The organism is Azospirillum sp. UENF 312511 (genome assembly GCF_058780635.1).
Genome location: NZ_JBSNCG010000001.1, coordinates 1,062,937 through 1,087,391 on the forward strand (window position 1 = coordinate 1,062,937; position 24,455 = coordinate 1,087,391).

At 67.3% G+C, this 24,455-nt stretch carries 22 protein-coding genes and 1 pseudogene; 15 read left to right on the plus strand and 8 right to left on the minus strand.

The window, feature by feature from the left end:
- Nucleotides 1-35: 35 nt before the first annotated feature.
- The 3 genes from ACWPN7_RS04865 to ACWPN7_RS04875 form a co-directional block, all read right to left on the minus strand.
- A complete protein-coding gene (locus ACWPN7_RS04865; protein WP_492273144.1) occupies nucleotides 36-2,462 on the minus strand; it encodes an LPS-assembly protein LptD in 2,427 nt (808 codons plus the stop codon).
- Nucleotides 2,463-2,646: 184 nt separating this feature from the next.
- Nucleotides 2,647-2,889, minus strand: coding sequence for an Lrp/AsnC ligand binding domain-containing protein (locus ACWPN7_RS04870; RefSeq protein ID WP_014198771.1), 243 nt, complete (start codon nucleotides 2,887-2,889; stop codon nucleotides 2,647-2,649).
- Between the two features lie 5 nt (nucleotides 2,890-2,894).
- Nucleotides 2,895-4,475 (minus strand): DEAD/DEAH box helicase, encoded by a 1,581-nt coding sequence (locus ACWPN7_RS04875; protein WP_492273145.1) that lies wholly within the window; start codon nucleotides 4,473-4,475, stop codon nucleotides 2,895-2,897.
- Between the two features lie 277 nt (nucleotides 4,476-4,752).
- Between ACWPN7_RS04875 and ACWPN7_RS04880 the strand changes: the two genes are divergently transcribed.
- The 3 genes and pseudogenes from ACWPN7_RS04880 (at nucleotide 4,753) to ACWPN7_RS04890 (ending at nucleotide 6,037) form a co-directional block, all read left to right on the plus strand.
- The gene (locus ACWPN7_RS04880; protein WP_040134132.1) at nucleotides 4,753-5,295 is read left to right on the plus strand and encodes a hydrolase; all 543 of its coding nucleotides are present in this window, start codon (nucleotides 4,753-4,755) and stop codon (nucleotides 5,293-5,295) included.
- Nucleotides 5,296-5,460: 165 nt separating this feature from the next.
- A pseudogene (locus ACWPN7_RS04885) lies at nucleotides 5,461-5,589 on the plus strand (alpha/beta fold hydrolase); the annotation flags it as partial.
- A gap of 163 nt (nucleotides 5,590-5,752) precedes the next feature.
- Nucleotides 5,753-6,037, plus strand: a complete 285-nt coding sequence (locus ACWPN7_RS04890; protein ID WP_492273146.1) for an alpha/beta fold hydrolase — start codon at nucleotides 5,753-5,755, stop codon at nucleotides 6,035-6,037.
- 18 nt (nucleotides 6,038-6,055) lie between these two features.
- On the opposite strand, the gene ACWPN7_RS04895 is transcribed toward ACWPN7_RS04890, so the two are convergent.
- The 3 genes from ACWPN7_RS04895 to parE all read right to left on the minus strand — a co-directional run bounded on the left by ACWPN7_RS04895 (nucleotide 6,056) and on the right by parE (nucleotide 9,515).
- A complete protein-coding gene (locus tag ACWPN7_RS04895; protein ID WP_040134130.1) occupies nucleotides 6,056-6,613 on the minus strand; it encodes a hypothetical protein in 558 nt (185 codons plus the stop codon).
- A 92-nt stretch (nucleotides 6,614-6,705) separates the two neighbouring features.
- Nucleotides 6,706-7,470 (minus strand): hypothetical protein, encoded by a 765-nt coding sequence (locus tag ACWPN7_RS04900; protein WP_459196766.1) that lies wholly within the window; start codon nucleotides 7,468-7,470, stop codon nucleotides 6,706-6,708.
- A gap of 56 nt (nucleotides 7,471-7,526) precedes the next feature.
- Complete coding sequence (gene parE, locus ACWPN7_RS04905; protein ID WP_349620282.1) at nucleotides 7,527-9,515, minus strand: DNA topoisomerase IV subunit B; 1,989 nt, start codon at nucleotides 9,513-9,515, stop codon at nucleotides 7,527-7,529.
- A 122-nt stretch (nucleotides 9,516-9,637) separates the two neighbouring features.
- Between parE and ACWPN7_RS04910 the strand changes: the two genes are divergently transcribed.
- From ACWPN7_RS04910 to ACWPN7_RS04945, 8 genes are all read left to right on the plus strand, one after another.
- Entirely contained in the window at nucleotides 9,638-10,069 is a 432-nt protein-coding gene (locus tag ACWPN7_RS04910) for an acyl-CoA thioesterase (RefSeq protein ID WP_372712361.1), read from the plus strand.
- A gap of 164 nt (nucleotides 10,070-10,233) precedes the next feature.
- The gene (locus ACWPN7_RS04915) at nucleotides 10,234-10,605 is read left to right on the plus strand and encodes an FtsB family cell division protein (protein ID WP_200474674.1); all 372 of its coding nucleotides are present in this window, start codon (nucleotides 10,234-10,236) and stop codon (nucleotides 10,603-10,605) included.
- Between the two features lie 212 nt (nucleotides 10,606-10,817).
- Nucleotides 10,818-11,834, plus strand: a complete 1,017-nt coding sequence (pdhA, locus tag ACWPN7_RS04920) for a pyruvate dehydrogenase (acetyl-transferring) E1 component subunit alpha (protein WP_014198781.1) — start codon at nucleotides 10,818-10,820, stop codon at nucleotides 11,832-11,834.
- A 77-nt stretch (nucleotides 11,835-11,911) separates the two neighbouring features.
- Nucleotides 11,912-13,309, plus strand: coding sequence for a pyruvate dehydrogenase complex E1 component subunit beta (locus ACWPN7_RS04925; RefSeq protein ID WP_014198782.1), 1,398 nt, complete (start codon nucleotides 11,912-11,914; stop codon nucleotides 13,307-13,309).
- A gap of 13 nt (nucleotides 13,310-13,322) precedes the next feature.
- Entirely contained in the window at nucleotides 13,323-14,657 is a 1,335-nt protein-coding gene (locus tag ACWPN7_RS04930; RefSeq protein WP_459196784.1) for a pyruvate dehydrogenase complex dihydrolipoamide acetyltransferase, read from the plus strand.
- Nucleotides 14,658-14,670: 13 nt separating this feature from the next.
- Entirely contained in the window at nucleotides 14,671-16,068 is a 1,398-nt protein-coding gene (gene lpdA / locus ACWPN7_RS04935) for a dihydrolipoyl dehydrogenase (protein ID WP_103039125.1), read from the plus strand.
- 280 nt (nucleotides 16,069-16,348) lie between these two features.
- Nucleotides 16,349-17,305: a lipoyl synthase gene (gene lipA, locus ACWPN7_RS04940; RefSeq protein ID WP_040134125.1), complete on the plus strand. Its 957-nt coding sequence runs from the start codon at nucleotides 16,349-16,351 to the stop codon at nucleotides 17,303-17,305.
- 44 nt (nucleotides 17,306-17,349) lie between these two features.
- Nucleotides 17,350-17,817 (plus strand): type II toxin-antitoxin system RatA family toxin, encoded by a 468-nt coding sequence (locus ACWPN7_RS04945; protein WP_040134124.1) that lies wholly within the window; start codon nucleotides 17,350-17,352, stop codon nucleotides 17,815-17,817.
- A gap of 13 nt (nucleotides 17,818-17,830) precedes the next feature.
- On the opposite strand, the gene ACWPN7_RS04950 is transcribed toward ACWPN7_RS04945, so the two are convergent.
- Nucleotides 17,831-18,334, minus strand: coding sequence for a CinA family protein (locus ACWPN7_RS04950; RefSeq protein ID WP_451993832.1), 504 nt, complete (start codon nucleotides 18,332-18,334; stop codon nucleotides 17,831-17,833).
- Between the two features lie 72 nt (nucleotides 18,335-18,406).
- Nucleotides 18,407-19,561 (minus strand): bifunctional 2-C-methyl-D-erythritol 4-phosphate cytidylyltransferase/2-C-methyl-D-erythritol 2,4-cyclodiphosphate synthase, encoded by a 1,155-nt coding sequence (locus ACWPN7_RS04955; RefSeq protein ID WP_492273147.1) that lies wholly within the window; start codon nucleotides 19,559-19,561, stop codon nucleotides 18,407-18,409.
- A gap of 201 nt (nucleotides 19,562-19,762) precedes the next feature.
- Here ACWPN7_RS04955 and ACWPN7_RS04960 point away from each other — a divergent pair, with 201 nt between their 5' ends.
- From ACWPN7_RS04960 to ntrC, 4 genes are all read left to right on the plus strand, one after another.
- On the plus strand, nucleotides 19,763-20,578 hold the full coding sequence (locus ACWPN7_RS04960) for a cytochrome C assembly family protein (RefSeq protein WP_040134121.1): 816 nt from the start codon (nucleotides 19,763-19,765) through the stop codon (nucleotides 20,576-20,578).
- A 124-nt stretch (nucleotides 20,579-20,702) separates the two neighbouring features.
- Nucleotides 20,703-21,689 (plus strand): tRNA dihydrouridine synthase DusB, encoded by a 987-nt coding sequence (gene dusB / locus ACWPN7_RS04965; protein WP_103039121.1) that lies wholly within the window; start codon nucleotides 20,703-20,705, stop codon nucleotides 21,687-21,689.
- Nucleotides 21,689-22,891: a two-component system sensor histidine kinase NtrB gene (locus ACWPN7_RS04970; RefSeq protein ID WP_451993829.1), complete on the plus strand. Its 1,203-nt coding sequence runs from the start codon at nucleotides 21,689-21,691 to the stop codon at nucleotides 22,889-22,891. Before dusB ends, ACWPN7_RS04970 begins: the two co-directional genes overlap by 1 nt.
- The gene (ntrC, locus tag ACWPN7_RS04975; protein ID WP_014197046.1) at nucleotides 22,888-24,333 is read left to right on the plus strand and encodes a nitrogen regulation protein NR(I); all 1,446 of its coding nucleotides are present in this window, start codon (nucleotides 22,888-22,890) and stop codon (nucleotides 24,331-24,333) included. The genes ACWPN7_RS04970 and ntrC overlap by 4 nt, the downstream gene beginning before the upstream one ends.
- Nucleotides 24,334-24,455 lie beyond the last annotated feature (122 nt).

Here is a 24,455-nt window from a genome sequence, read left to right on the forward strand (position 1 = left end):
AACCCCTTGACCTTGGCGGGAGACGCTGCTCCCGATCAGTTGCTGGCTCCCGACGGACCGAGGAATCCGGCGCTGATGCCCGGCGTGCGGAACTCGCCCACATTCTTGAACACGAAGCGGAAGAAGATGGTGTTCCCCTCCTGCTCGCCGTTCTGAATGACGGTGTAGTCGCGTTGGGCGATGGTTTCGAAGATCAGGCATTCGTCCTGATAGCGGAGCACGCCCGCACTGGCGCGCGGTCCCGCATCGGGACGGAATGCCTGGGAATGGGACACGCCGATCGACCAGTGTTCCGAGAACTGCGACGACACCGAAATGCCCGCCTGCTCCACCTCGTTCCGCTCGACGACGTAAGGATTCTCGGTCTGGTCGACATAGGTGTAGGTGCCGGCGACGCGCAGCAGCGGCACCCCGGCCGATGCGGTGACCGAATGGCGGCGCGGCTTCAGCGTGTCGTGGTCGATGCGGAAGCCGTAATTCACGTCCAGCCAGTCCGCCGGGCGCAGGTCGAGGCGACCGACGTAATCCGACGACTTCTTGTCGAGACCCGACCCGCCGCGGAAGTTCTCCGTATCGTCGGCGCGGAAGCTCTGACCGACGAACAGGCTCGCCGAGCCCGTCTTGTAGCCCTGGAACGTCGTGCGCAGGCCGTAGGTGGCGCGAAGGCCGCCGTCCAGGCGATCGATGCCGGTGAAGCGGTTGGGCATCAGCAGGTTGACCTCGTCGAACTCGACGTCGAGGCTGTCCTCGTTCGGGAAGGCCGGATCGTTGTCCACCTTCGGCGACACGCTGATCTGACCGATCGGCTCGATGGTCTGGAAGCTGCTCTCGCCGTAGCGGACGAAGGGGTAGCGGACTGTGGTCATGGCCTGCGGGAAGAAGCGCAGGCGCTGAACGCTGTCGTTGCCCGTGCTGGCTGGGTCGTTCGGATCGAACCGCTGGGCGGTGTAGCCGGCCAGCAGGACGCTGCCCTCGATCGTGGTGACGAAACCGAGGTTGGAGTAGATGTCCCGCTGCCAGCCGGGCTGCATGGCCACACGCTGGGTGTCCGGACCGCCGCTGCCTGGACGGGCGATGGCCAGCAGGCTGCTGTCCAGGGACCAGCGCCCGCCCAGCAGGCTGCCGGGTTCGCCCAGGGCGTTGTAGCGCACCTCGGGCAGCACGTAGGGCTCCTGCACCGTGTTGCCCCAGCGCAGGTCCTGGAAGCTGTAGGCGTTGACCGCCGCGTAGTTGCGTCCGTTGAAGCCCTCGACGAAGGCGCGGCTGGTCAGCACCTCGTCGCGGATGTTGAAGTAGCGGCGCAAATACAGCTCGTCGCTCGCGCGCTTCAGATTGAAGCCCCAGCGCCAGGTCTCGTCGATGTCGAAAAGGCCGCTGGCGAAGGCGTGCCCGCGCCAGCGCCGGTCGTCGGCGCCCTTCAGCGTGCCGTTGGGGATTTCGCCTTGCGTGCCCGACGCGTCGAGCTGCAGTCGCCCGTTCTCGAAGCGCTTGCGGTACTGACCGCCCAGGAACACCCCCTGGTTCGAATAGCCGCCGAGGTCGAAGGTGGCGTCCTGGTCCGGTGCGATGTCCCAATAATAGTGGGTGATGGCGCCGAAACCGAGTTCGGAGCTGTTCCGGAAGCTCGGCGTCAGGAAGCCCGAGCGCCGGTCCACCGTGGGATCGGGGTGGGACAGATAGGGGGTGTAGAAGAACGGGACGCCGAACATCTCCATGAAGGCATCGCGGTAACGGACCTCATGGTCCTCGTTGTCCTGGACCACGCGGGCCGCGCGGATCTGCCAGACGGGTGCACGGGTCGGATCGGACTTGCACAGTTCGCAGGGGCTGTAGACGGCCCGGTTCAGGCGGATCAGCCGCCCGCCGCGCCGCTCGCCTTCGGCGCCGGCCATGCGACTGTTGTCGGTCATCAGCACGCGGACGTTCTCGACGAACGCGTCGCGCATGTCGTCGGTCAGTTCCGCGTAGTTGGAGAACAGGATGTCGCCCGACGGCTCGACCAGACGAACGTTGCCCGACGCAATCACCACCTTGGTCTTCTGGTTGTAGGTGATCGTGTCGGCGTGGACCGTCCGCGCGCCCTGCGACAGCTCCACGTTGCCCGACGCGGTCACGAGGCTATTTGCCTCATCGAAGGTGACGGTGTCCGCTCCCAGAAGGACCGGGGGGTCCTGCGGCTTTCCTGCGGCCGCTCCGGATGCCGGTCCCGAAGATGGAACGACAACTTCGAGCCGCCCCTCCTGCTCCGGCCCGGTCGCCCCAAAAGGCGGCGCGGCGTTCGCCTGCGGCGTCGGAGGGGGAGGCTGCTGCGCGTCGGCCAGATCGGCCATGACGACGCCGCAGGCGGCCATCAGGGCGACGATGCCGGACCGCAGGACCAGCGACCGGCGGTCCAACGGGCGATGCATCTTCGGGCTGGTGGCGCGGGCGCGCCGGGCATGTCGGGACGGGAGCTGGGACATGCCGAACGTTTGAGGTAACCAACCCGCCAAGTCAACGGTTTCGCGGCATGTTTCGCGAATTGTCCGATGCCTGTTGCCGACCGGGCAGAACATGAAAAAGGGGACCGGCCGCAAGCAGCGGACGTCCCCTTTTTTCGCAGCCGGTCAGCGCCTCTTTACGACACCTTCCGTACCCGTCGCACCTTCAGGCGAAGGCCTTGTAGGCGATCAGAGTGAAGGTGTCGCGCACCCCGGTCAGGGTCTGGATGTTTTCGGTGACGAATCGGCCGATGTCCAGATCCTGGGGGAGATAGCACTTCATCAGCAGGTCGTACTGGCCGGAGATGGAATGCACCTCCGACACCTGCTCGATGTCCTGAACGGCCTGATCGGCCACCTGATAGGCTTTGCCCAGCTCGCACTTGACCATGACGAAGATGGTCTGCATGGCGGTCAGCCCTCCTGCGAGGATTGCTCGGCGGGTTCGGCCGGGGCGGGGCGCCGCGCCGAGCGGAGCATGAAGGCCGGCATATGGTCGCCGAAGCCGATCACGGGTGTGTCGTCCTCGTCCTCGTCGCGGCGACGACGGCGATCGCGGTCCCGATCCCGGCGCGGTTCCTGGCGGCGGCTTTCCGCAGCGGCCAGCGATTCGCGCGGCTGGCGCTCCTCACGGGGCTGCCGCTCCTCACGGGGCTGCCGCTCCTCGCGCACCGGACGGTCCTCCCGGCTCGGGCGGTCCTCACGCGGTTGACGCTCCTCACGGGCCTGACGCTCCTCGCGGGGTGCGCGCTCTTCGCGCTCGGGACGTTCGGCGCGCTGCTCGCGCGGCGCGCGGTCGCCGCGCTCCTTGTCCTTGCCACGGCCCCGGCTGCGGCCGCGGCGCGCCTCGTCCTCGCTGAGGAACTCGGCCAACTCGAGGCCGTCAATGGCGATCAACGGAATCTCCCGCTTGATGAGACGGCTGATGGCCGACACCTGCTTGCCGTCCAGCGGACTGGCCAGGGTGAAGGCGCGGCCCGTGCGACCGGCCCGGCCGGTGCGTCCGATGCGGTGGACATAATCTTCGGCGCTGATCGGCACGTCGAAGTTGAAGACGTGGCTGAGGCCCTGCACGTCCAGGCCGCGCGCCGCCACGTCGGAGCAGACGAGCAGCGTGATCTCGCCCTTCTTGAAGGCTTCCAGCGTCTCCGTCCGCTTCGACTGCACCATGTCGCCGTGCAGCGCGCCGGCGTTGAAGCCGTGGCTCTCCAGCGACTTCTGCAGGATGGCGACGTCCCGCTTGCGGTTGCAGAAGATGAAGGCGTTCTTGACGTCCTCGGTGCGCAGCAGGTGGCGCAGCGCCTTGCGCTTGTCCTCTTCGTGCACCAGGACCATGGCCTGGGTCACCGTCTCCGACGGGGAGGCCGGCGGGGCGACGGTCACTTCCTTCGGATTCGACAGGAAGGCGTCGGCCAGACGGCGGATTTCCGGCGGCATGGTGGCGGAGAAGAACAGCGTCTGGCGCAGCTTCGGCAGCTTGCTGACGATCCGCTCGATGTCCGGGATGAAGCCCATGTCGAGCATCCGGTCCGCCTCGTCGATGACGAAGACCTTGATGTCGTTGAGCATGATGTTGCCGCGCTCGAACAGGTCGATGAGACGGCCCGGCGTCGCGATCAGCACGTCCACCCCGCGGTCCAGCCGCTTCACCTGCTCGGTGAAGGTTTCGCCGCCGATCAGAAGCGCCATGCTGAGCTTGTGGTGCTTGCCGTAGGTCTCGAAGCTTTCGGCGACCTGCGCCGCCAGCTCCCGAGTCGGCTCCAGGATGAGCGACCGGGGCATGCGCGCCCGTGCCCGGCCCGAGGCCAGGATGTCGATCATCGGCAAGGTGAAGCTGGCCGTCTTCCCGGTGCCGGTTTGCGCGCAGCCGAGCACGTCGCGGCCTTGCAGGACCCAGGGAATGGCCTGTTCCTGAATTGGCGTCGGCTGGGTGTAACCTTTATCCTCGATTGCCCGCAGGACGTCAGGTCCAAGCCCAAGTTCCGAAAAGAGCATCCAACCTGTTTCTGTCTGGAGTGCGAAAATCGTGCCGGTACGGCCCGACGAGTAGATGGTGCGGCAGAATATGAAGTCAAAGGGCGCTGTCAATAGACCTTGTGATGGAATCGTGCATCGCGTGGGTCCGGAAGGGCCGCTTGGCGCCCCGCGCCCGCTCGGCTAGGCTGTGAAAAGACCGTACAAACCGCGGAAATCCGGCCTGCGCGGGGGTTGTGGGCCTTCTTCCGGCTCTTTCCCCCACCTGGACCGGATAATGAAAAAAGGCAGCCCTCCGATGCTTCTTTCCTCCGAACGCTCCGTCCTGGTGGTGGTCGATATCCAGGAAAAACTGATGCCGTCGATCGCCGAGTCCGCGCGGGTCGAGCGCAACGCCGCCACCTTGCTGAGGGGCGCGGCCCTGCTCGGCGTGCCCGCCTTCGCCACCGAGCAGTACCCCAAGGGCCTCGGCCCGACCGCCGCCTCCCTGCGCGCCCTGCTGCCGCCGGACGGGGTGGTGGAGAAGATCAGCTTTTCCGCCGCGCGGGAGCCGGCCTTTCTGGAACGGCTGGAGCGGATTGGTCGGCAACAGATCGTGCTGGCCGGGTCGGAGGCCCATGTCTGCGTGATGCAGACGGCGCTGTCGCTGATCGGGCTGGGGTTCGAGGTGGTGCTGGTGGCCGACGCCGTGTCGTCGCGCACGCCCGCCAACGCGGAGCTTGGCATCGCCCGCATGCGCGCCGCCGGGGCGACCGTCGTCAGCACGGAGATGGTCCTGTTTGAGTGGATGGAGCGGTCGGACATCCCCGCCTTCAAGGCGGTGCTGGATCTGATTCGCTGATCGGATGAAAACAGTCAGAGCGAGAAAGGAAGAGGGATGAGCGACCGGATTCCCCTGATCCTGCTGCCCGGCATGCCGCTGGACGCCGCGTTGTGGGAGCACCAGACCGGCCATCTCGCCGATGTGGCGGAGCCGGCCGTTGGCGACCTGACCGGCCAGGACTCCATGGCCGCCCTCGCCGCCGCGGTGCTGGCGCGCTCGCCGGCGCGATTCGCGCTCGCCGGCCTGTCGATGGGTGGCTATGTGGCCTTCGAAATTCTGCGGCAAGCGCCGGAGCGGGTGGCGAAGCTCGCCCTGCTCGACACCAGCGCCCGCCCGGACACGCCGGAGCAGACGGCCACGCGCCAGGACGCCGTTCGTCTGGTGGGGCAGGGGCGGTTGCGGCAGGTGGTGGCCGCCGGCATGCCGCGCCTCGTCCATCCCGACCGGACGGGCGAAACGGCCCTGGTCGAACTCGGTGCAGGCCCAGGCCCAGCGGGTCGGGGCGGACGGCTACACGCGCCAGCAGACGGCGATCATGAACCGCCCGGACAGCCGTCCCGGCCTGGGAGCCATCGCCTGCCCGACGCTGGTGCTGTGCGGGCGGCAGGACGCCATCACGCCCCCGGCTCTCCACGAGGAGATCACCGAGGGGATTCCCGGCGCCCGCCTCGCCCTGATCGAGGATTGTGGCCATCTGTCGGCCATGGAACAGCCGCAGGCGGTCACCGCTCTGTTGCGGCAGTGGCTGCTCTACGCCTGAACGCCGTACTTCCCCGCCTCAGCAGTCAGGACCCCCGCCGCAGCCGTCCAGGTCGGCGCGGCGGGCCGGAAAAAGGGCGAAGGTCATGTCGCTGATGAGCGACCGGAAATCCGGGTCGTTCGGTCCCTGCGGACGGTCGAGCCAGCCGGTGGCCGAGGACAGCGTTCCGCCGCCCCGGCAGAAGGCCCCCTGGACCACGATGGGACCGCCGGGCGGGCTGGTGCGCAGGGGCTGGCCGCTGCACAGGTACGAGTTCAGGGTGGTCTCGGCGGGGTTGAAGGCCAGGACGACACGGTAATCGGGCCGCGCCGTCTGGTTGGGCGTGGTGGTGAAGTTGGTGCGCACGCCGGAGATGCGGTTCTGCATGTTGGCGGTCACCAGCGGCCCGAAGGTCTGCGGGTCCATGCCGAAGGGATTGCCGTGGATCACCACGCGCAGATCGCGGTTGGAGGCGGCGTAGGACACCTCGCTCAGCGTGTAGGCGGGGACGGGCAGGTCGGCCACCACGCGTTCGTTGGTGCAGGCCGCCGCCATCGCGCAGAGGGCGAGAACACCGGCACGGGACAGGAAGGTCATGGCTCGCCTGGGCTGCTGGGTGGACATGGGGTAAACAATCATGGGATGCCGCTGGGGTGGCTGCAAGCCCGCGCCCCCGGAAGAGCCGCGGCTCAGCCGACCGCGTAACCTGGCGGCGTCCAATCCGGACGCAGCCAGTTCCGGGCAGCGCGCTCGATCAGATTCGGATAGTTGGCGACCTCCGCGGGGCCGATCAGCGGCAGCCCCATGTCCGCCATGATTCTGGCGACCGAGGCAGCGTCCAGAGGCAGACTCAGATGGCGAGCGCGCTGGGCGATGTCCATCTCCTGGCCCCAATAGTAGACTCGGGTGGCGCCGGTGTTGTCCCGCATGCGGCGGACCTGCTCCAGACGGTCGTCACCGTAGAGCGGCTGCCAAATGTCGGCCATCAGAGTGTCCGCCGGCTCGTCGGGCCTGTGGGCGAGGGCGTTGCCCTGGATCACCGTCACCTTGGCGGCGGCCTCGGGCGGAAGCTGGCCGAACACGTCCATTATGGCGTTCACCGCGATCACCTCGGGGTCGAGTTCGACGACCGTGACGCGTGTGACCTCGGGCCGTAGGGCGGCGTTGGCGGCGGCCCAGCCCATGCCAAGCCCCATGACCACCGTGTGCCCCGCCGCGAAGCGGCAACCGATCTCCTGGCTTTCGATCTCCATGGGGGTCATCGACATCCAGGTGCGCGACGTCGGCCCGTCATGACGGATCAGCCCCGCCATGTCGGTGACCAGCATCGCCTCGCTCCAGTAGCCCTTGCAGATCAGCATCGGGGCGAGCAGAAGCTCCCAGCGCTCGCCTTTCCACGGACGGTAGGTCGGGCGGAACAGGTCCGTCTGGTACAGGGCGAGCGTCGCAGTCATGCGGCCGGAGTCTCACAGCGTTGTTTTGTACGCAAACGAGCGTACAGCGCCGCGGGTTACACGTCGATGTCGTCGACCCGGACGAACTTCGCGTTCTCCTGGATGAATTGGAAGCGCAGCTCCGGACGGCGGCCCATCAGCTCCTCGACGCGGGTCTTGGTGGCCTTCACGTCCTCCGCCTGCTCGGGGTCGGCGCTGTTCGGCACGACGACGCGCAGCAGCGTCCGCTTGGCCGGGTCCATGGTCGTCTCGCGGAGCTGGGCCGGCATCATCTCGCCCAAGCCCTTGAACCGGCTGATCTCCACCTTCTTGCCCTTGAAGGTCTTGTTCATGAGCTGGTCCTTGTGGGCGTCGTCGCGGGCGTAGACCGACTTGGCGCCGTGGCTGATGCGGTAGAGCGGCGGCAGGGCCAGATACAGGTGCCCGTTCTGGATCAGCCCGCCCATCTCCCGGTAGAAGAAGGTCATCAGCAGCGAGGCGATGTGCGCGCCGTCCACGTCGGCGTCGGTCATGATGATGACCCGCTCGTAACGCAGCTTGTCGCTGGAGAAGTCCTTTCCAACCCCGCAGCCGAGCGCCTGGGTGAGGTCGTTCAGCTCCTGGTTCGCCTTCATTTTGTCGGAGGAGGCCGAGGCAACGTTCAGGATCTTGCCGCGCAGCGGCAGGATGGCCTGGGTCTCGCGGTTGCGCGCCTGCTTGGCGGAGCCGCCCGCCGAATCGCCCTCGACCAGGAAGATCTCGGTGCCTTCCGGCGAGTTGCGCGAACAGTCGGCCAGCTTGCCGGGCAGGCGCAGGCGGCGGGTTGCGGACTTTCGTCCCAACTCCTTGGACTGCTTGCGCTTGGCGCGCTCCTCCGCCTTTTCGATCAGCCGTTCCAGAAGGGCCTTGGACGAGGAGGGGTCGCCCGACAGCCAGTGGTCGAAATGATCCTTGATTGCCGCCTCGACCAGCCGGTGGGCTTCCGCCGTCACCAGCTTCTCCTTGGTCTGGCCCTGGAAATGCGGCTCGCGGATGAAGACCGACAGCAGGATGCAGGCGTCGCCCATCACGTCGTCCGCGGTGACCTGGGTGGCGCGCTTGTTGTTGGTCAGCTCGCCGTAACCCTTCAGGCCGCGGGTCAGCGCGGCGCGCAGGCCGGCCTCGTGCGTGCCGCCCTGCGGGGTGGGCACCGTGTTGCAGTAGGTGTGCGAGAAGCCCTCGTCATCCTCCGGCCACGCGATGGCCCATTCCACGCGGCCCTGCTGGTTCGGGAAGTCCAGCGCGCCGGAGAAGGGCAGGCGGGTCAGCGTCCGGCGCTCCTTCAGGGCGGCGTTCAGGTAGTCGAGCAGGCCGCCGGGGAAGTGCAGCGTCTCCTGGGGCGGGGTCGTGCTGTCCGGCGACAGCAACGCCGGGTCGCAGCTCCAGCGGATCTCGACGCCCCGGTACAGGTAGGCCTTGGAGCGCGCCAGCCGGTACAGCCGGTGCGGCTCGAAATGCGCGGCCTCGCCGAAGATTTCGGGGTCGGCGTGGAAGCGGATGGTCGTGCCGCGGCGATTGGCCGCGCCCTGGCGGGTCAGCGGTCCCTGGGGCAGGCCGCGGCTGTAGTGCTGCACGTAGAGCTGGCGGTCGCGCGCCACCTCGACGATCAGCCGGTCCGACAGGGCGTTCACCACCGACAGTCCGACGCCGTGCAGGCCGCCGGAGGTCTGGTAGACCTTGTTGGAGAATTTGCCGCCCGAATGCAGGGTGGTGAGGATGACCTCCAGCGCCGATTTGCCCGGGTACTTGGGGTGATCGTCGATCGGGATGCCGCGCCCGTTGTCGCGCACCACCACCGTGCCGTCGACGGTCAGCTCCAAGTCGATGCGGCTGGCGTGGCCGGCCACCGCCTCGTCCATGGCGTTGTCCAGAACCTCGGCCACCAGATGGTGCAACGCCCGGTCGTCGGTGCCGCCGATGTACATGCCGGGGCGCCGGCGGACGGGCTCAAGCCCTTCCAGAACCTCGATATCCTGGGCGGAATAGGTCTCGGCCTTGCGCGCCGTGTTCTCGAAAAGATCGCTCATGGCCCCAGTTATAGGAATTTCGTCAGGGCTGCGCAAGCGCATGCGGTGGCTCCTATATACTCCCCGCACCATATTTTGTGATGCGCTTTTTCGACCCCAGAATGAACGAGGGCGGAGGCACGATGAGCGACGGCACTCCCACCGATCAGAACCAAGCTCAACCGGACATGGCCCATCCCGATATGGAAGGCGGTCCGGCGTTGCGCACCATCGCCATGCCGGCGGACACCAACCCCAACGGCGACATCTTCGGCGGCTGGCTGCTGTCCCAGATGGATCTGGCCGGCGGCGTCGCCGCCCTGCGCCGGGCGGGCGGGCGCGTGGCGACGGTGGGGATCGAGGCGATGACCTTCCATAAGCCGGTCTATGTCGGCGACGAGGTGAGCTGCTTCGCCCATGTCACCAAGGTGGGCCGAACCTCCATCCGCGTCCGGGTCGAGACCTGGGTGCGCCGCCAGCGCAGCGCGGGGGAGGCGATCAAGGTGACGGAGGGCGTCTTCACCTACGTCGCCATCGGCGAGGACCGCCGCCCGCGCGAGGTCCCGCCGGAGTGAAGCGCCACCCGCCTTCTTTCGAAGGTTGCGCACTGTGTCCCTCTCCTTTGGGGGTGTAAGCCGCCTATTACTCAGCGGCGCAAAGAGCATGGCGCGGTGAATTCTTTCGGATTGCTTCTTTTCCGTTTGACCGAAGGAATCGCGTATGATTCCATCATACCGCCATGACCATGCTCCAGAACCTCACAGACTCGCTGAAACGCGCCGCGAAAAGCGCCCTTCGCCAGGCCATCGGGCCGGCCATCGGCTCCTGCGTCGTCGCCTACTTCGTCTATTACGCCGTCCAGGGGGACCGCGGGCTGCTCGCCATGAACCACCTGAAGGCGGAGATCGCCACGGCGGAATCCGTTCTGGATCAGGTGAAGGCCGAGCGCGAGCGAATGGACCGCCGCGCGCAACTGATGCGCAGCGACCACCTGGACCGCGACATGCTGGACGAGCGTGCGCGCACGATGTTGAACCTTTCAGGCCCCCGCGACGTCATAATCGCACTCCCTCCGGCACAGCTCGAAGGTGATGCTAGCGCTGAGAAGTAGGTCATATCAGTGAATTAACCGAAAGCCGGTTAACGCCGAATTTCGCGTTTAAAAACAGATATTTGCGTCTCGTGCGCTTGTCGTGTACTGTGCGCCCCGCATCCGCTTCCGGTGCGAGGGGGATGCACCCTCATAAGTGGGATGTACCCTCGCAACGTGCTGCAGCCCTGGCTGTTCGCTTGCCGTCGCTGCATAAACCCTGGGGAGGAAACATGGCCGCGTCACGACGCCGTCCGAAGGCGCAGACTGACTCCGCTTCGAAGCAGGCCGCTTCGACCGAGGATCTGATCAAGTACTATCGCGAGATGCTTCTGATCCGCCGCTTCGAGGAGAAGGCGGGCCAGCTCTACGGCATGGGCCTCATCGGCGGTTTCTGCCACCTCTACATCGGCCAGGAAGCCGTTGTGGTCGGCATCCAGGCCGCGCTGAAGGACAACGACGACGTCATCACCAGCTACCGTGACCATGGCCACATGCTGGCCTGCGGCATGGACCCCAAGGGCGTGATGGCCGAGCTGACCGGCCGCCGTGGAGGCTACTCCAAGGGCAAGGGCGGTTCGATGCACATGTTCAGCCGCGAGAAGAACTTCTACGGCGGCCACGGCATCGTCGGCGCGCAGGTTCCGCTGGGCACCGGTCTCGCCTTCTCGCACAAGTACAACAAGGATGACGGCCTGTCCGCGGTCTATTGCGGCGACGGCGCCATCAACCAGGGTCAGGTTTACGAGAGCTTCAACATGGCGGCTCTGTGGAAGCTGCCGGTGCTCTACGTGATCGAGAACAACAAGTACGCCATGGGCACCTCGCAGGAGCGCGCCTCGGCGGGCGAACTGCACCAGCGCGGCGCGGCCTACGGCATTCCCGGCCATCAGGTCAACGGCATGGACGTCCTCGAGGTCCGCGAGGCCGCCGACAAGTGGGTGGAATACATCCGCGCCGGCAACGGCCCGGTCATCCTCGAGATGAAGACCTACCGCTACCGCGGCCACTCGATGTCCGACCCGGCCAAGTACCGGACCAAGGAGGAGGTCGAGAAGATGCGGAGCGAGTCCGATCCGATCGACAACCTGAAGCGCGTCCTGCTGGAAGGCGCTTACGTGACCGAGGACCAGCTCAAAGAGATCGACCGCGAGGTCAAGGCCGTGGTGACCGAGGCTGCCGAATTCGCGCAGCAGAGCCCCGAGCCCGATCCGGCGGAGCTGTGGACGGACGTCCTGGTCGAAGCCTGACGACAACGATAAGAGGAGCGGCGCCGAGGGCCGGAGGCTATGCCTCCCGGCGAACCCGCGCCGCCGGAGGTTGAGGAATGCCGATCGAAGTGCTGATGCCGGCGCTGTCGCCCACCATGACCGAGGGCAAGCTGGCGAAGTGGGTCAAAAAGGAAGGTGACGAGGTCAAGTCCGGCGACGTGCTCGCCGAGATCGAGACCGACAAGGCGACCATGGAGGTCGAGGCGGTCGATGAAGGCCGCATCGGCAAGATCCTGGTCGCCGAGGGCACCGAGAACGTCGCCGTGAACACCCCCATCGCCGTGATCCTCGGCGAGGGCGAGAGCGTCACCGACGCCGTGTCCGGCTCCCCGACGCCGGCCCCGAAGGTCGCCGCCGAGCCGGTGGTGAAGGACACGGGCGCACACGCCCCGGCCACCCTGCCAGTCGGTCCGGCCAGCGGCCCGGCCGCCGCGCCGCCGGCCTCGGACGAGGACAAGTTCTTCGACAAGACGGTGAAGAAGACCGTCCGCGAAGCGCTGCGCGACGCCATGGCCGAAGAGATGCGCCGCGACCCGACCGTCTTCCTGATGGGCGAGGAAGTCGCGCAGTACCAGGGCGCCTATAAGGTGTCGCAGGGCCTGCTCCAGGAGTTCGGCGCCGACCGCGTCATCGACACGCCGATCACCGAGATCGGCTTCGCCGGCCTGGGCGTCGGCGCGGCCTTCCGCGGCCTGCGCCCGATCGTCGAGTTCATGACCTTCAACTTCGCGTTGCAGGCGATCGACCATATCGTGAACTCGGCCGCCAAGACGCTGTACATGTCCGGCGGCCAGATGGGTTGTCCGATCGTGTTCCGCGGCCCGAACGGCGCCGCCGCCCGCGTCGCCGCGCAGCACAGCCAGGACTTCACCCCCTGGTACGCCAGCATTCCGGGTCTGAAGGTCGTCGCCCCCTACAGCGCGTCGGACTTCAAGGGCCTGATGAAGTCGGCGATCCGCGATCCGAACCCGGTCATCTTCCTCGAGAACGAGATCCTCTACGGCCAGTCCTTCGAGGTGCCGGAGAGCGAGGACTTCATCGTTCCGATTGGCCGCGCCAAGATCCGCCGCGCCGGCACGGACGTGACGATCACCGCCCACTCGCTGATGGTCAGCTACGCGCTCGCCGCCGCCGATCTGCTGGAGAAGGACGGGATCAGCGCCGAGGTCATCGACCTGCGCACGATCCGTCCGCTCGACACCGAGACGATCGTCAACTCCGTCAAGAAGACCAACCGCCTCGTCACCGTCGAGGAGGCCTGGCCGACCTGCGGCATCGGTGCCGAGCTGTCGGCCCTGATGATGGAGCAGGCCTTCGACTATCTGGACGCCCCGGTGATCCGCGTGACCGGCCTCGACGTGCCAATGCCCTACGCGGCGAACCTGGAAAAGCTCGTCCTTCCTTCGCCCGACCGCATCGCGGAAGCGGCGAAGAAGGCCTGCTACCGCAAGTAAGGAGGGCGAGCGAATGACCATCCAGATTCTCATGCCCGCCCTCTCTCCCACGATGACCGAGGGCAACCTCGCCAAGTGGCTGAAGAAGGAAGGCGACGCGGTGAAGTCCGGCGACGTGATCGCCGAGATCGAAACCGACAAGGCCACCATGGAAGTGGAGGCGGCCGACGAAGGCCGTCTCGGCAAGATCCTCGTGCAGGCCGGCACGCAGGGCGTCGCGGTGAACACCCCGATCGCCGTGCTGCTGGAAGAGGGCGAGGACGACAGCGCGCTCGCCAAGGCCGCCGCTCCCGCTCCGGCTGCTGCGCCTGCCGCTGCTCCGGCCCCGGCGGCTTCCGCTCCGGCGGCGGCTCCGGCTCCGCAGGCCGCGGCCGCTCCGGCTCCCGCCGCCCAGGGCGGTGGCCGCGTGTTCGCCAGCCCGCTGGCCCGCCGTCTGGCCGAACAGGCCGGTCTCGACCTGAAGGCCGTCAAGGGCTCCGGCCCGAACGGCCGCATCGTCAAGGCTGACGTCGAGGCCGCCAAGGCCGGGGGCACCGCCAAGGCCGCGGCTCCGCAGGCCGCCGCTCCGGCTCCCGCCGCGGCCCCGGCGGCTGCTCCGGCCGCCGCCGCTCCGGCCCCGAAGGCCGCGGGCATCGACGCCAAGGACCTCTCGGACAAGCTGGGCATGCGCTACAAGGCGCAGCCGAACAGCTCCATGCGCAAGACGATCTCCCGTCGTCTGACCGAGGTGCAGCAGACGGTGCCGGATTACTTCCTGGCCATCGACTGCGAGTTGGATGCGCTGCTGAAGGTCCGCTCGGACCTGAACGCCCGCTCCAAGGACTACAAGCTGTCGGTCAACGACTTCATCATCCGCGCCGCCGCGCTGACGCTGAAGAAGTTCCCGAACATCAACGCCGCCTGGTCGGAGGAGGCCATCCTCCGTTATGACCACGTCGACATCTCGGTCGCCGTGGCCACCCCGACCGGCCTGATCACGCCCATCGTCAAGAAGGCGGAGACCAAGGGGCTGGCCGAGATCTCCAACGAGATGAAGGGTCTGGCGGAGCGCGCCCGCGACGGCAAGCTGAAGCCGGAGGAGTACCAGGGCGGCACCTTCTCGATCTCCAACCTCGGCATGTACGGCATCCGGGAGTTCGCGGCGATCATCAACCCGCCGCAGGCCTGCATCATGGCGGTTGGCGCCGGTGAGCAGCGTCCGGTCGTGAAGAACGGCGCGCTCGCCATCGCCACCGTGATGACCGTCTCGGTCACCGTGGACCACCGCGTCGCCGACGGCGCGCAGGGTGCGGAATTCCTCGCGGCTTTCAAGAAGCTGATCGAGGACCCGCTGAGCATGCTGCTGTAAGGGGGCGCGGACCATGGCTGACATGAACTACGATCTCATCGTCATCGGCGGCGGTCCGGGCGGCTATGTGGCGGCGATCCGCGCCGCCCAGCTCGGCCTCAGCACCGCGGTGGTGGAGCGAGAGAATCTCGGCGGCATCTGCCTCAACTGGGGCTGCATCCCGACCAAGGCGCTCCTGCGCTCCGCCGAGGTGCTGCGCAACGCCAAGCACGCCGCGGATTACGGGCTGGTCATCCAGAACCCGTCCTTCGACCTGGACAAGGTCGTTCAGCGGTCCCGCAAGGTGGCGGGGCAGCTCAACGGCGGCGTCAAGCACCTGCTGAAGAAGAACAAGGTCGCCGTCATCGAGGGCGAGGCCAAGCTGCTCGGCAAGGGGCAGGTGGCCGTGACCAAGGGCGGCGCGGCGGTCGGCACCTTCGGGGCGAAGAACATCATCATCGCCACGGGCGCCCGTGCCCGCACCCTGCCAGGTCTGGAGGACGACGGCAACCTCGTCTGGACCTACCGCAAGGCGATGACCCCGAACACGACGCCGAAGTCGCTGCTGGTCATCGGCTCCGGCGCCATCGGCATCGAGTTCGCCAGCTTCTACAACGAGCTGGGCGCCAAGGTGACGGTGGTCGAGGTGATGGACCGCATCCTGCCGGTCGAGGACGAGGAAATCTCGGCCTTCGCCCGCAAGCAGTTCGAAAAGCAGGGCATGCGCATCATCACCAACGGCAAGGCCGGCAACCTGCGCAAGGGTGCCGACAGCGTGACGGTGGCGGTGGAAGCCAACGGCAAGACCGAGGACATCACGGTCGACCGCGTGATCCTTGCCGTCGGCATCGCGCCGAACACGGAGAATCTGGGCCTGGAGAACACCAAGGTCCAGACCGACCGCGGCCACATCAAGACCAACGCCAACTGCCAGACCGACGAGCCGGGCGTCTACGCCATCGGCGACGTGACGGGGGCTCCCTGGCTCGCCCACAAGGCCAGCCACGAGGGCGTCATCGCCGTCGAGCACATCGCCGGCAAGCACCCGCACGCGCTGGATGTCCGCAACATCCCGGGCTGCACCTACTCGCACCCGCAGATCGCGTCGGTCGGTCTGACCGAGAAGAAGGCGAAGGAGGCGGGCTACGAGGTCCGCGTCGGCCGCTTCCCCTTCATCGGCAACGGCAAGGCCATTGCTCTGGGAGAGGCGGACGGCATGGTGAAGACCGTGTTCGACGCCAAGACCGGCGAACTGCTGGGGGCCCACATGGTCGGCGCCGAGGTGACGGAGCTGATCCAGGGCTACACGGTCGCCAAGACCATGGAGACCACCGAGCAGGAGCTGATGCAGACGGTGTTCCCGCATCCGACCCTGTCGGAAATGATGCACGAGTCGGTTCTTGATGCCTACGGTCGGGCCATCCACTTTTAAGTGGCCCTTCTGATCGACTGAGTGGGGTCTGATCGACGGTCGTTTCCTCCCTCGCCCTACGGGGCGGGGGAGCAACGATTGTGACTCCGTCATCCTTTTGGCGGTGTTGTGTCGTCGCGGCCGATAATCAGACTTGACCGGTCGGTCATTCCGGCCTATCCGGCGGGACTGTGTCCGCCGGCCTTGCGCCGTTCCCTGCGCCGCCCCTTGCGCGGTCGGTGGCGCGTTACCGTTCAGCATCGGCGCTGCCATCGGGCAGCCCGTGGGAGCACTTCAGACCATGACCGTGGCCGATCACCCCGAGAAGCTTCGCCATCCCGAAAAGGCCCACAAGCCCGACAACCCGATCCAGCGCAAACCGGGCTGGATTCGCGTCAAGGCGCCGACCAGCCAGGAATACAACGAGACGCGCAACCTGATGCGCGGACTCAAGCTCAACACCGTGTGCGAGGAGGCCGCCTGCCCGAACATCGGGGAGTGCTGGAAGCACAAGCACGCGACCTTCATGATCCTCGGGTCCGTCTGCACCCGCGGCTGCGCCTTCTGCAACGTCGGCACCGGCCGTCCCGACCAGCTCGACCCGCACGAGCCGGACAATGTGGGGGAGGCGGTGGCCCAGCTGAAGCTGAGCCACGTCGTCGTCACCTCGGTGGACCGCGACGACCTGGAGGACGGTGGGGCGGAGCATTTCGCCCGGACCATCCGCGCCATCCGCGCGGCGTCCCCCGACACCACCATCGAGATCCTGACCCCCGACTTCCAGAAGAAGAAGGGTGCCGTGGAGGTGGTGGTCGAGGCGAAGCCGGACGTCTTCAACCACAATCTGGAAACCGCGCCGCGGCTCTACCCGACGATCCGTCCGGGTGCGCGCTACTTCACCTCGCTGCAGTTGCTGGCGCGTGTGAAGGAGCTGGACCCGTCCATGTTCACCAAGTCCGGAATCATGGTGGGCCTGGGTGAGACGCGCGAGGAGGTGGGGCAGGTGATGGACGACCTGCGCGCCGCCGATGTTGACTTCATGACGATCGGCCAGTACCTCCAGCCGACGCCCAAGCACGCGGCGGTGGACCGGTTCGTGACTCCGGAAGAATTCCAGAGTTACGCAACACTTGGCCGCGGCAAGGGTTTCCTGATGGTGGCCTCGACGCCGCTGACCCGCTCCAGCTATCACGCGGGGGCGGACTTCGCGAAGCTGCGGGAGGCTCGCCTCCGCAAGCTCGCGGCAACGGCGGGCTGAAAGGCGGCGGGCTAAGAGGCGGCCGAAAGAGAAACGGAGCGGGTATGCCGACGCACGCGGAAAAGAAGGTTCTTCCCTACACGCCGGAGCAGATGTACCGGCTGGTCGCCGATGTGGAGAAGTACCCAGAATTCCTGCCCTGGTGCCTCGCCGCCCGCATCCGCCGCCGCGAAGGCGATGTGATGTTCGCGGACCTCGTCATCGGCTTCAAGATGGTCCGCGAACGCTTCACCTCGCGGGTGGAACTGGACGAGGCGAACCGCCGCATCAACGTCCAGTACACCGAGGGGCCGTTCCAGTACCTGAACAACCACTGGATCTTCACCCCGCACGAGGGCGGCGTCTGCGTGGATTTCTACGTGGACTTCGAGTTCCGTTCCAAGATGCTGCAGAAGATCATGGGGGTGCTGTTCAACGAGGCGGTGCGCCGGATGGTGCAAGCCTTCGAGACCCGCGCCAATCAGCTCTACGGCAACGGCGCCACCCGGCCCGCCGCGGCGCGGACCGCCTGAGGCCGGTGTTCCCTCAGCGAATCCCGGTTTCCGGCCGGGCCGTGCGCAGCCGCTCCAGCGCGGTCTGCACGGTCGCGAGGCGCACCGCCTCGCGGTCGCCGGGGAAGGTGTATTCCTTGTGCTTGGCGGCGCCGCGGCGGACCGCCGTGGCGATGTAGACGCGCCCCACCGGCTTTTCCGGCGTTCCCCCGCCGGGCCCGGCGACTCCGGTCACCGCCACCGTCACGTCGGCCTTCGACTTCGCCAGGGCACCCACCGCCATCGCCACAGCGACCTCCGGGCTGACCGCGCCGTGGGCGTGGATCAGGCTGGGCGGCACGCCGAGCATCTCCGACTTGGCGACGTTGGAGTAGGTGACGAAGCCCCGGTCAACCACCTTGGACGAACCCGCGATATCGGTCAGCGCCCCCGCGATCAGGCCGCCCGTGCAGGATTCGGCGGTCGCCAGGGTGTAGCCGGCCAATTCATATTCCGCGAGCAGCTTGGCGGCGAGTTCGCGGATGTGATCGGGAAACATGCGGGTCCCTTTCGTCGTCGTGCCAGAAACAGCCCCTTTCCCGTCGCGGGAGAGGGCTACGGAAAGCTCATGCTATCCCGGCAGACGGACCGTCGCCATCGCCTGCGCCGCGATGCCCTCGCCGCGCCCGGTGAAGCCCAGCCGCTCCGTCGTCGTCGCCTTCACGCTGACCCGGTCCACCGGCATGCCCAGAATTTCGGCAACACGCGCGGTCATCGCCTCGCGGTGCGGGCCGACCTTCGGGCGCTCGCAGATGATCGTCACGTCGACATGGGCGATCCGCCCACCGCGCGCCGTCACCAACTCCGCCGCGTGTTTCAGGAACAGCGCGCTGTCGGCGCCGCGCCATTGCGGGTCGCTGGGCGGGAAGTGGCTGCCGATGTCACCGGCACAGAGCGCGCCCAGGATGGCGTCGGTCAGCGCGTGCAGCCCGACGTCGGCGTCCGAATGGCCGTCCAGCCGGTGGGTGTGCGGCACCCGCACGCCGCAGAGCGTGACGTGATCGCCCTCGGCAAAGCGGTGCACGTCGAAGCCCGATCCGGTGCGAATATCAGACAGGGCGGAATCGAGCGCACGGGTGGCGCGGGTCAGGTCGTCGGGGGTCGTCACCTTGAAATTCTCCTCCCTGGCGGGCACCAGCGCGACCGGCAGCCCGGCGCGTTCGGCGACCGCCGCGTCGTCGGTCAGTTCCAGCCCGGCGGCGGCGCGATGCGCGGCCAGGATGTCGGGAAAGCGGAAGCCCTGCGGGGTCTGGGCGCGCCACAGGCCCACGCGGTCCACCGTGCCGGCCACCAGCCCATCCTTACCGCGCTTCAGCGTGTCGGCGACCGGAACGGCGGCCAGCGCCGCAGGGTGGGTGTCGAGCGCCGCGATCACCGCGTCGATGGTGCCGGCGTCGATCAGCGGGCGGGCCGCGTCGTGGATCAGCACGAGGCCCGGCGCCGAGTTGGTCAACGCCTCCAGCCCGTTGCGCACCGAATCCTGGCGGGACGCCCCGCCGGCTACCGGTTCGGGCAGGTCCAGCCCCACGACGGCCGCATCGTAGAGATCGCGAAAGGCGGGATTGATGACGACGCGCACCGCGCTCACCTTGGGGTGGCGCCGGAACGCCTCCACCGTATGGCGCAGTACGGGCTGTCCGGCCAGATCGAGATACTGCTTGGGCCGCTCACCGCCGAACCGCTGGCCGGTGCCGGCGGCGACGATCAGCGCGATGCAGGAAGACATGGGACGTATCCGTGCCGTTTGGGCTATGGTATCCGCGCTTGACGGGCCGTCCGCATGACGCTTACGTCATGGCGGCCGGACGCAGCGGAGCCTAGCCGCTCACCGGCGTTCCGCCAAGAGCTTCAGAGACTTGTCCAACAGCGACTTTGGGTCCAACAGCGACTTTGGGTTTCCGCAGAGGGAAGGGCACGGGTCCGCCGCATGTCGCAGAACATCGTCTACAGCCTGACCGCGCTGATGGCTCTGCTGCCGGCGTCCATCTACCCGTACCACCGGATCGCGGGGCAGGGGGCGGACGGGCGGTCCGCCTATTTCTGGGGCGCCCTGGCGCTTGGCTTCGCCGGGCCGGCGGCCTGGGCGCTGACCCAAGTGGCGGGACGCTGGCACACCGGCCTGTCCACCGCGCTGTGGATCACCATCGCCGCCTGCATGCTGCTGTTCATGGCGATGAGCGCGCTGACCCGGTCGGCATGGCGGCTGTCACCGCTGCTGCTGCCCTATCTGCTGACGGTCGGCGCCTTCGCGACGCTGGCCCAGCAGGCCCCGGCGCCCGTGTTGCGCGGCGGGGCGCCGGGAATCTGGATCGACCTGCACATCGCCGTGTCGGTCATCACCTATGCGCTGCTGACCATGGCCGCCGTGGCCTCGCTCGCCGCCTTTCTTCAGGAACGGGCGCTGAAGTCGAAACGCCCGACGCCGCTGACCCGCTTCCTGCCCCCGGTGACGGAGAGCGAGCGGATGCAGCTCCACCTTCTCGGCGCGTCGGAGGCGGTTCTGGGGGCCGGTCTCGCCACGGGAATGGCGGTGCTCTATTACGAAACCGGCGCGCTGCTGCGCGCCGACCACAAGACGCTTCTGTCCGTGGCCAGCTTCGTCGTCATCGGTGGGTTGCTGCTCGCCCACGCCCGCACCGGCGTGCGCGGGCGGATGGCCGCGCGTCTCGTGCTGATCGCCTATCTCCTGCTGACTCTCGCCTATCCGGGCGTCAAGTTCGTCACCGACGTCCTGCTCGGCTAACCCCCACGCATGACAGCCAGCGCGGCGTTCGCGGGATGTGCACTTGCAACATGCCGAAACGCTGTGCTACCGTGCACAAATTCTCATCATATCGCTAATGTGCCCATCATGTGGGCAGGTGAACATGGCCATTCAAATCGGCACCATCTCGCTTGAGGGTCCGGTGATCCTCGCCCCTATGTCCGGCGTTACCGACCTGCCGTTCCGGCGGCTGGTGAAGCAGTCGGGCTGCGGACTGGTCGTCTCCGAGATGGTCGCGAGCCAGGCGATGATCCGCGAGAACCGCCAGACGCTGCGCATGGTCGAGTGCGAGCCGGAGCAGTTCCCCATGGCCGTCCAGCTCGCCGGCTGCGAGCCGGACGTGATGGCCGAGGCGGCGAAGCTGAACGAGGACCGCGGGGCGGCCATCATCGATATCAACTTCGGCTGTCCGGTGAAGAAGGTGGTCAACGGCCATGCCGGCTCCTCCCTGATGCGCGACGAGGCGCTCGCCGCCCGCATCCTGAAGGCCACGGCAAAGGCCGTCTCGATCCCGGTGACGCTGAAAATGCGCAAGGGGTGGGACGACAACAGCCTGAACGCCCCCCGGCTGGCTCGCATCGCCGAAGAGTGCGGGATCAAGCTGGTCACCATCCACGGACGCACCCGCGAGCAGTTCTACAATGGCACCGCCGACTGGTCCTTCATCCGCTCCGTGAAGGAGGCGGTGTCGATCCCGGTGGTGGTCAACGGCGACATCACATCCTTCGACGCCGTGGACCGCGCGCTCGCCGAGTCCGGTGCCGACGGGGTGATGATCGGACGCGGCGCCTACGGGCGCCCCTGGTTCCCCGCCCAGGTGATGCATTACATCCGCACCGGCGAGCGGCTGCCCGACCCGCCGCTGCACGAGCAGCTCGACACGCTGCTGGAGCATTACGACGCCATGCTGACCCATTACGGCGTCGAAGGCGGGCTGCGCGTCGCCCGCAAGCACATCTCCTGGTACTCAACGGGCTTGCGCGACTCCGCCGAATTCCGCTCGGAGGTCAACCGCATGTCCGATCCCGAACGAGTCCGCGGCTTCATCCGCGACTTCTACGCCCCGGCGATCGAAAGGATGGCTGCCTGATGGCCCGTGCATCTGCCGCTGCTCCACTGCCCCGCCGCCCGGCGCGGCCCCGTGCGCCCTCCAACTCCTACCGCCCCGTCCGCCCCTGCATCGATCCGTCCGTCATGCTGAACGCGCTCCCCGACCCGGTCCTGGTCGTCGACGGCTCCGGCGACATCCGCTATGTGAATCTGGAGGCTCAGGAGTTCTTCGGCCTGTCCGCCGCCATGATGGAAGGCATGCCGCTGGCCGAACTTCTGCCGCCCAACAGCCCGGTCAGCCAGTTGATCGAGCAGGTCCAGCAGGGCCGCCACCGCGCCTCGCAGGAGGGCGTGGTCATCGACACGCCGCGCATCGGCCCGCACCACGTCACCGTGCGGGTCACCGCGCTGGGCGAGCCCACCGACCATGTGCTGCTGACGGTCAACGAGCGCACGCTGGCCCGCAAGATCGACAACTCCCTGACCCACCGCAACGCCGCCCGCTCGGTCACCGCCATGGCGTCGATGCTGGGGCATGAGGTGAAGAATCCGCTGTCGGGCATCCGCGGCGCGGCGCAGCTTCTGGAAGAGAACTGCAGCGAGTCCGACCGGGTGCTGACCCGGCTGATCTGCGACGAGGCCGACCGCATCGTCGCGCTGGTCAACCGGATGGAGGTCTTCTCCGATCAGCGTCCGCTGGAGCGCAGCGCGGTGAACATCCACACCGTTCTGGAGCATGTCCGCAAGGTGGCCCAGAGCGGCTTCGCGCGGAACATCCGCTTCATCGAGCGCTACGACCCGTCGTTGCCTCCGGTCTATGGCAACCGCGACCAGCTCATCCAGATTTTCCTCAACCTGATTAAAAATGCGGCAGAAGCTGCACCGGAATCGGGCGGCGAGATCATACTCAGCACATCTTATCAGCACGGCGTCCGCATGGCCCTGCCCGGCGGCGACACCCGCCTGCACCTGCCGTTGCTGGTGTCCGTTCAGGATAATGGGGACGGCATACCCGACGACCTGCGCTCCAACCTGTTCGATGCGTTCATTACGACCAAGGTCAATGGGACTGGCCTGGGGCTTGCATTGGTAGCCAAAATCGTCGGCGACCACGGCGGCGTCATCGAATTTGACAGCCAGCCGCGCCGCACCGTCTTCAAGGTCTCGCTACCCATGTTCGATGAAGCGCAGATGAGCGGCGATCCTGCACCGGCCAGAGGCATCCGAGGGGCCATCGGATGAGTGCAGCCACGATCCTGGTTGCGGACGACGACCGCGCCATCCGCACCGTTCTGACCCAGGCGCTCGCCCGTCTCGGCCATGAGGTGCGCACCACCGGCAACGCCTCCACGCTCTGGCGCTGGGTGGCGGACGGGCAGGGCGACCTCATCATCACCGACGTGGTGATGCCCGATGAGAACGGGCTGGACCTGATCCCGCGGATCAAGAAGATCCGGCCGGACCTGCGCATCATCGTGATGAGCGCGCAGAACACGCTGATCACCGCCGTGAAGGCGGCGGAGCGCGGCGCCTTCGAGTATCTGCCCAAGCCCTTCGACCTGAAGGAACTGGTTTCGGTCGTCGAGCGGGCGCTGAACTCCAACACGCCGCCGGCGGCGTTGCCCGCCGACGCCGGCGAGGCGGACGAGCAGCTTCCCCTGATCGGCCGCTCGCCGGCCATGCAGGAGATCTACCGCGTCCTTGCCCGTTTGATGGGCACCGACCTGACCGTGACCATCACCGGCGAGTCGGGCACCGGCAAGGAACTGGTGGCGCGCGCGCTGCACGACTACGGCAAGCGCCGCAATGGCCCCTTCGTCGCGATCAACATGGCGGCCATCCCGCGCGAACTGATCGAGTCCGAGCTGTTCGGCCATGAAAAGGGCGCCTTCACCGGAGCCACCAATCGGTCGACCGGCCGCTTCGAGCAGGCGCAGGGCGGCACCCTGTTCCTCGACGAGATCGGCGACATGCCGCTGGAGGCGCAGACCCGCCTGCTGCGCGTGCTGCAGGAGGGCGAGTACACCACCGTCGGCGGACGTACACCGATCAAGACGGACGTACGCATCGTCGCCGCGACCCACCGCGACCTGCGCACCTTGATCCGCCAGGGCCTGTTCCGCGAAGACCTGTTCTATCGCCTGTGCGTCGTCCCCATCCGCCTGCCGCCGCTGCGCGAGCGTACGGAGGACGTGCCGCTTCTGGTTCGCCACTTCCTGAACCAGTGCTCGGCGCAGGGACTGCCGGTGAAGAGCATCGACCAGCCCGCCATGGACCGGTTGAAGCGCTACCGCTGGCCGGGCAACGTGCGCGAGCTGGAAAACCTTGTCCGCCGCCTCGCCGCGCTCTATTCGCAGGAGGTCATCGGGCTCGACGTGGTAGAGGCGGAGCTTGCCGACACCACCCCCGCCGCCCAGCCGGTGGAGGAACCGCAGGGCGAGGGCCTGTCCGCCGCCGTGGAGCGCCACCTGAAGGATTATTTCGCCGCCCACAAGGATGGTATGCCGTCGAACGGCCTGTACGACCGGGTGCTGCGCGAGGTGGAACGGCCGCTGATCTCGCTCAGCCTCTCGGCGACGCGGGGAAACCAGATCAAGGCGGCGCAGCTCCTCGGCCTCAACCGCAACACGCTGCGCAAGAAGATCCGCGACCTCGACATCCAGGTGGTGCGCGGGCTGAAGTGATCCGGCGCCGGGCGGTTCGGCCCGGCGTCGCTTCCAACCCACAGCGTGCTGTTTTTGCGACAGGCGTTTGGCGCCTCTGCCGTTCGCAATGCTCCTTAGGGACTGTGCGAAAGGCAGAGGGG

Bases quoted from the DNA above. Each gene is read 5' to 3' on its own strand.
- ACWPN7_RS04865 (WP_492273144.1), bottom strand. From the start codon at position 2,462: ATGTCCCAGCTCCCGTCCCGACATGCCCGGCGCGCCCGCGCCACCAGC.
- ACWPN7_RS04870 (WP_014198771.1), bottom strand. From the start codon at position 2,889: ATGCAGACCATCTTCGTCATGGTCAAGTGCGAGCTGGGCAAAGCCTAT.
- ACWPN7_RS04875 (WP_492273145.1), bottom strand. From the start codon at position 4,475: ATGCTCTTTTCGGAACTTGGGCTTGGACCTGACGTCCTGCGGGCAATC.
- ACWPN7_RS04880 (WP_040134132.1), top strand. From the start codon at position 4,753: ATGCTTCTTTCCTCCGAACGCTCCGTCCTGGTGGTGGTCGATATCCAG.
- ACWPN7_RS04895 (WP_040134130.1), bottom strand. From the start codon at position 6,613: ATGACCTTCCTGTCCCGTGCCGGTGTTCTCGCCCTCTGCGCGATGGCG.
- ACWPN7_RS04900 (WP_459196766.1), bottom strand. From the start codon at position 7,470: ATGACTGCGACGCTCGCCCTGTACCAGACGGACCTGTTCCGCCCGACC.
- parE (WP_349620282.1), bottom strand. From the start codon at position 9,515: ATGAGCGATCTTTTCGAGAACACGGCGCGCAAGGCCGAGACCTATTCC.
- ACWPN7_RS04910 (WP_372712361.1), top strand. From the start codon at position 9,638: ATGAGCGACGGCACTCCCACCGATCAGAACCAAGCTCAACCGGACATG.
- ACWPN7_RS04915 (WP_200474674.1), top strand. From the start codon at position 10,234: ATGACCATGCTCCAGAACCTCACAGACTCGCTGAAACGCGCCGCGAAA.
- pdhA (WP_014198781.1), top strand. From the start codon at position 10,818: ATGGCCGCGTCACGACGCCGTCCGAAGGCGCAGACTGACTCCGCTTCG.
- ACWPN7_RS04925 (WP_014198782.1), top strand. From the start codon at position 11,912: ATGCCGATCGAAGTGCTGATGCCGGCGCTGTCGCCCACCATGACCGAG.
- ACWPN7_RS04930 (WP_459196784.1), top strand. From the start codon at position 13,323: ATGACCATCCAGATTCTCATGCCCGCCCTCTCTCCCACGATGACCGAG.
- lpdA (WP_103039125.1), top strand. From the start codon at position 14,671: ATGGCTGACATGAACTACGATCTCATCGTCATCGGCGGCGGTCCGGGC.
- lipA (WP_040134125.1), top strand. From the start codon at position 16,349: ATGACCGTGGCCGATCACCCCGAGAAGCTTCGCCATCCCGAAAAGGCC.
- ACWPN7_RS04945 (WP_040134124.1), top strand. From the start codon at position 17,350: ATGCCGACGCACGCGGAAAAGAAGGTTCTTCCCTACACGCCGGAGCAG.
- ACWPN7_RS04950 (WP_451993832.1), bottom strand. From the start codon at position 18,334: ATGTTTCCCGATCACATCCGCGAACTCGCCGCCAAGCTGCTCGCGGAA.
- ACWPN7_RS04955 (WP_492273147.1), bottom strand. From the start codon at position 19,561: ATGTCTTCCTGCATCGCGCTGATCGTCGCCGCCGGCACCGGCCAGCGG.
- ACWPN7_RS04960 (WP_040134121.1), top strand. From the start codon at position 19,763: ATGTCGCAGAACATCGTCTACAGCCTGACCGCGCTGATGGCTCTGCTG.
- dusB (WP_103039121.1), top strand. From the start codon at position 20,703: ATGGCCATTCAAATCGGCACCATCTCGCTTGAGGGTCCGGTGATCCTC.
- ACWPN7_RS04970 (WP_451993829.1), top strand. From the start codon at position 21,689: ATGGCCCGTGCATCTGCCGCTGCTCCACTGCCCCGCCGCCCGGCGCGG.
- ntrC (WP_014197046.1), top strand. From the start codon at position 22,888: ATGAGTGCAGCCACGATCCTGGTTGCGGACGACGACCGCGCCATCCGC.